The 4,280-nt window shown below is 66.2% G+C and carries 3 protein-coding genes and 1 pseudogene; 3 read left to right on the top strand and 1 reads right to left on the bottom strand.

Features of this window, described 5'->3' with window-relative positions; genetic code table 11:
• Positions 1–197 precede the first annotated feature (197 nt).
• Positions 198–1,982, top strand: a complete 1,785-nt coding sequence (locus DMX10_RS31860) for a phosphoethanolamine transferase CptA (RefSeq protein WP_111264839.1) — start codon at positions 198–200, stop codon at positions 1,980–1,982.
• Between the two features lie 147 nt (positions 1,983–2,129).
• Positions 2,130–3,038: a DUF808 domain-containing protein gene (locus DMX10_RS31855; RefSeq protein ID WP_111264838.1), complete on the top strand. Its 909-nt coding sequence runs from the start codon at positions 2,130–2,132 to the stop codon at positions 3,036–3,038.
• Between the two features lie 151 nt (positions 3,039–3,189).
• Here DMX10_RS31855 and DMX10_RS31850 read toward each other — a convergent pair whose 3' ends face one another.
• Positions 3,190–3,585, bottom strand: a complete 396-nt coding sequence (locus DMX10_RS31850) for a YkgJ family cysteine cluster protein (RefSeq protein WP_111264837.1) — start codon at positions 3,583–3,585, stop codon at positions 3,190–3,192.
• Positions 3,586–3,850: 265 nt separating this feature from the next.
• Here DMX10_RS31850 and DMX10_RS33040 point away from each other — a divergent pair.
• A pseudogene (locus tag DMX10_RS33040) lies at positions 3,851–4,280 on the top strand (DUF2339 domain-containing protein); the annotation flags it as partial.

Genomic DNA, 4,280 nt, shown 5'->3' with positions numbered 1-4,280 from the left:
GACATTCCGTGTCCTGAGGGCGCTGGTGGCGGGGGAGTGTAGCGATTTTCGAAGCCGGTGCGACGGTTCGTCGGGTGCGGATGCGGATTCCAGGGCCTCGCGCACCTTCTTGACGAAGTTTTCACATGGCCTTGTGCACAGTCCCTGAGGTTTCTGCCGTCTCGTTCGGCAGCCTGTATCCGACTGATGGAGTTCTTATGCCGTCGCACGTGCGTGATCAAGGGGCCCGGAAACTCGACTGGGCCGGTCTGGGCTGGCTGTTCCTGTTCTTCTGGTGCTTCTCGGGCCTCACCCAGGCGCTGATCCTCGCCACCGACACCAGCGGCTTCACCGGCTTCCGCCAGGCCTTCCTGCTCAGCGGCCTGTGGCTGATCCCGGTGCTGCTGTTCCCGGCCCGCACCCGCACCCTCGCCGCAGTGATCGGCGTGATGCTCTGGCTGGCCTCCTTGCCGGCGCTCTTCTATTTCCTGGTGTACGGCCAGGAGTTCTCCCAGAGCGTCATCTTCATCATGTTCGAGTCCAACGCCGCCGAGGCCAGCGAGTACCTGACCCAGTACATGACCTGGTGGATACCCCTGGTGTTGCTGGCCTATGCCGCCGTCGCCTGGCTGATCTGGCGGCGCCTGCGCCCGGTGTACCTGCCCCGCCGCCAGGCGCTGGCGGTCAGTGCCGCGCTGCTGGTCGGGTTGCTCGGCTACCCGGTGACCAAGCAGCTCATGGTCAACGACAGCTTCGAGCAGGCCATGGACGGTATCGACAAGCGCCTCGAGCCGGCCGCGCCCTGGCAACTGGCGGTGGGTTACCGGCAGTACCGCCAGCAGCTGTCGAACATGCAGGACCTGCTGGAAGGCAACGCCCGCATCGCGCCGCTCGCCAACCTGCGCGACATCAACGGCAACCAGCCCTCGACCCTGGTGCTGGTCATCGGCGAATCCACCAACCGCCAGCGCATGAGCCTCTATGGCTATTCACGCCCGACCACGCCCAACCTCGACAAGCTGCGCGACGAGTTGCAGGTGTTCGACAACGTGGTGACCCCGCGCCCCTACACCATCGAGGCGCTGCAGCAGGTGCTGAGCTTCGCCGACGCGAGCAACCCGGACGCCTACCTGAGCAAGCCCTCGCTGCTGAACATGATGAAACAGGCGGGCTACAAGACCTTCTGGATCACCAACCAGCAGACCCTGACCAAGCGCAACACCATGCTCACCACCTTCTCCAAGCAGGCCGACGAGCAGGTCTACCTGAACAACAACCGCAACCAGAACGCCCGCCAGTACGACGACGACGTGTTCGAGCCCTTCTCCAAGGTCCTCGCCGACCAGGCGCCGCGCAAGTTCATCGTGGTGCACCTGCTGGGCACCCACATGAGCTACCAGTACCGCTACCCGCCGGAGTACGAGCGCTTCACCGACCGCCAGGGCGTGCCGCCGAACGTCACCGACGACCAGTTGCCCACCTACAACAGCTACGACAACGCCGTGCTGTTCAACGACCACGTGGTTTCCACCCTGATCGAGCGCTTCAGGGCCACCGACCCGAACGGCTTCCTGCTCTACCTGTCCGACCACGGCGAGGCGGTGTTCGACCCCGAGCACCCGCAGGTGCTGGGCCGTAACGAGGCGGCGCCCACCGCGCCGATGTACACCATCCCCTTCATGGTCTGGACCAGCCCCGCGTGGCAGCGCAGCCATCCGCGCAGCTTCGCCGGTACCTTCGACCGCCCCTTCAGCAGCGCCGGGCTGGTGCACACCTGGGCGGACCTGGCCGGCCTGCGCTTCGACGAGCTGGACCCCAGCCGCAGCCTGGTCAGCGCGGACTTCAAGGCGCGCCCGCTGATGATCGGCAACCCCTACACGCCGAAGGCGATGATCGATTTCAGCCTGATCAAGCCCAAACCCAAGGACGCACCCAAGCCGGTGGAGCTGGCGAACGAGGGCGACCAGCCGTTGAAGAGCGGCCCCGACCGCACGCGCGGCTAGGGCTGGGCCCGATTGCCCCGGCAGGCAACCTGCCGGGGTGGCGTTCCATCAGCTTTTTGCTCGGAAATCCGTCTGACGCATGGAACGGCGTCGTAGGCTGTTGCATCATTCCGCCCTCGCAACGCTTACCCACTCAAGGATTTCCACATGGCCGGAGCCAGCCTGCTCACCCTGCTCGACGATATCGCCAGCGTCCTCGACGACGTTTCCCTGATGACCAAGGTCGCCGCCAAGAAAACCGCCGGCGTACTGGGGGACGACCTGGCCCTCAACGCCCAGCAGGTTTCCGGCGTGCAGGCCGAGCGCGAGCTGCCGGTGGTCTGGGCGGTGGCCAAGGGCTCGGCGGTGAACAAGGCGATCCTGGTTCCGGCTGCGTTGCTGATCAGCGCCTTCGCGCCCTGGGCGGTGACCCCGCTGCTGATGGTGGGCGGTGCCTACCTGTGCTTCGAGGGCTTCGAGAAGCTCGCCCACAAGTGGCTGCACAGCGCCGAGGAAGACCAGCAGAGCCACGCGGCCCATGTCGAGGCGCTGGCCAAGACCGACGTCGATGTCGTGGCCTTCGAGAAGGACAAGGTCAAGGGTGCCGTCCGCACCGACTTCATCCTCTCCGCCGAAATCATCGCCATCACCCTGGGCACCGTCGCCGAGTCCTCCTTCGGTGTGCAGGTGGCCGTGCTGGTGGGCATCGCCGCGATCATGACCGTCGGCGTGTACGGCCTGGTGGCCGGCATCGTCAAGCTGGACGACCTGGGCCTGTACCTCAGCCGCAAGGCCAGCCAGGCCGCACAGAGCATCGGTCGCGCCATCCTGCGTGCCGCGCCCTACATGATGAAGGGGCTGTCGGTGATCGGCACCGCCGCGATGTTCCTGGTGGGCGGGGGCATCCTCACCCACGGCATTCCGGCCGCCCACGAGCCCATCCACCACCTGGCCGAAGCGGCGGGCGCCGCAGGCTGGCTGGTGCCGACCCTGGTCAACGGCGTGGTCGGCATCGTCGCCGGTGCGCTGGTGCTGGTGGTGGTGAGCCTGGCGAAGAAGCTGTTCGCCAAGGGCTGATAGCCGCCCATGAAAAACGCCCCGCCGGCATCGCCCGCGGGGCGTTTTCGTTTTCAGGGGTTCGTGTTGCCGTTCGGACCGTAGCCCGGGCTTCAGCCCGGGGGCCGGGGCAGCGCGGATGAATTCGCGGCTACAGGCAGAGGACGCGGGATCAGGCGTTGGGCTTGAAGGCGCAGTAGCCGGGGCGCGGGCCGATCCGGGGGTGGTTGCGGCAGGTTTCCGGGCGCTTGTCGTAGATGGTGCACAGGCGCGACTTGCGGTCGAGGAAGTAGCAGTCGTTGTTGGACATGCGGGTCAGGGTGAAGATGCCCGACTTCTGGTTGAAGCGCTCCACCAGCCCCTCCTTCATCAGGCGCTTGGCGATGTTCTTCGGCGGCTCGCCGCGCTCGAAATCGGCCACCAGCTCCATGCGGATCAGGTCGCTGATGCGCACTTCCACCGGCAGGGTGCAGCAGCTGGAGACGCAGGCGTGGCACATGCTCTTTTCGTAGCGGATCCAGGTTTCGGTGCGATCGATATCGGCGCCGACGATGAGCATGGTCTTCATGGCTTGGGTACGGGTGGGGGCTGGGAGGGCGCGCATCATAGCGGGATTGGCGAATTTGTGAACAGTTTGCCGCCGGCCGGCGAGACGATTTCTACCGTCTGTGCGCAATCGGGTGAATTTTCTGTGTCTGTGAGATGGCCAGCATTCGTCTGTAGGGAGTGTTCCGTTTCGCTCGATATACTGGCGCGTCGCCATTTACGCCGGGCGGCGGCGTTGAACGTGCAGGGATCTGGCGTTTCTTCTCAATCACTTGGGAATTCAGTGCATGCAATGGATCTTCATGCTGGTGGGTCTGGCCATGGGAGCGGCAGCCGGTGAATCGATCACCGGAGCCCTGCTGGGCGGCCTCCTCGGATTGGGCCTCGGACAGGCGATCCGCCTGCACGGGCTGAGTACGGAAAACGCCGCCCTGCAGAAGCAGCTGCGCGAGTTCGCCGCCCGCTTCGACGTCGGCACCCAGGCCATCCACGAGCGGCTGCTCAAGGTCGAGCGCAGCGGGGTGCAACCCGCCGCTCCCGCCGCGCCGCCCTCCGAGGCGCCCGCATCGGTGCCGGAAGCGCCCGTCGCCCATGCCCAGGCCGCCGCGCCGGGGAGGCCGGAGCAACCGCTGGACGACAGCGAGCTGGTCTGGGAACTGCCTGCGGAGCTCGAGCCGGAGCCCCTGGTGGTCCCCCCGCCCCCGCGCCAGCCGGATG

The organism is Pseudomonas sp. 57B-090624 (assembly GCF_003234055.1).
In the GTDB taxonomy this organism is placed as follows: domain Bacteria; phylum Pseudomonadota; class Gammaproteobacteria; order Pseudomonadales; family Pseudomonadaceae; genus Metapseudomonas; species Metapseudomonas tohonis.
Note: the sequence above shows the minus strand (reverse complement) of the source record. Positions and strands in the feature narration are given on the sequence as shown.